At 70.5% G+C, this 1,008-nt stretch carries 2 protein-coding genes; both read left to right on the plus strand.

Annotation, left to right across the window (positions count from 1 at the left end; all coding sequences use genetic code 11):
• Window positions 1-299: ATP-binding protein (locus AB0I03_RS27245; protein ID WP_360417532.1), on the plus strand; the 299-nt coding region annotated here is incomplete at its 5' end.
• Window positions 296-976, plus strand: coding sequence for a response regulator transcription factor (locus tag AB0I03_RS27250; protein WP_016572018.1), 681 nt, complete (start codon window positions 296-298; stop codon window positions 974-976). The genes AB0I03_RS27245 and AB0I03_RS27250, both read left to right, overlap by 4 nt.
• Window positions 977-1,008 lie beyond the last annotated feature (32 nt).

A 1,008-nucleotide genomic window follows, 5' to 3' on the forward strand; every position in this document is an offset into this window, starting at 1 on the left:
ACCGCATCTTCGAGCGGTTCTACCGCGTGGACCCGGCGCGCTCGCGCGCCACCGGCGGGACCGGCCTCGGCCTCGCCATCGTCAAACACGTGGCCGCCTCGCACGGCGGGGAGGTCACGGTGTGGAGCGCTGAGGGACAGGGCTCCACCTTCACCTTGCGTCTCCCGGAAGCCGGGGCCGTCCGCGACCGCGAGCGGCCCTCGGACCTGACTGCGGAGGGCCTCGACGACGAGGACCGCCCGTACGAGACCTTCAACGATCCGCTCCCAGCTCACCCAGCCCCGGAGGTCCTTCCGTGACCCGAGTGCTTGTCGTCGAGGACGAGGAATCGTTCAGCGACGCACTGTCGTACATGCTTCGCAAGGAGGGCTTCGAGGTCGCCGTGGCGGCCACCGGCCCCGACGGCCTGGACGAGTTCGAGCGCAACGGCGCCGACCTCGTCCTGCTGGACCTGATGCTGCCGGGCCTGCCCGGCACCGAGGTCTGCCGCCAGCTGCGCGGCCGCTCCAACGTCCCCGTCATCATGGTGACCGCCAAGGACAGTGAGATCGACAAGGTCGTCGGTCTCGAAATAGGGGCCGACGACTACGTCACCAAGCCCTTCTCCTCCCGGGAACTGGTCGCCCGGATCCGCGCCGTGCTCCGCCGCCGCGGTGAGCCGGAGGAGGTCGCCCCGCAGGCCCTGGAGGCCGGCCCGGTCCGGATGGACGTGGACCGCCACGTCGTCACGGTCTCCGGCGGCAAGGTGGACCTGCCGCTCAAGGAGTTCGACCTGCTGGAGATGCTGCTGCGCAACGCCGGCCGGGTGCTGACCCGGATGCAGCTGATCGACCGCGTCTGGGGTGCCGACTACGTGGGCGACACCAAGACCCTCGACGTCCACGTGAAGCGACTGCGCGCCAAGATCGAGCCCGACCCGGGCGCCCCGCGCTATCTGGTGACGGTCCGCGGTCTGGGCTACAAGTTCGAGCCGTAGGCCGCCGCCCGCGAGCGATGTGCGTGAAGGGG

This window comes from Glycomyces sp. NPDC021274 (genome assembly GCF_040641195.1).
Classification (GTDB): Bacteria; Actinomycetota; Actinomycetes; order Mycobacteriales; family Micromonosporaceae; genus Glycomyces.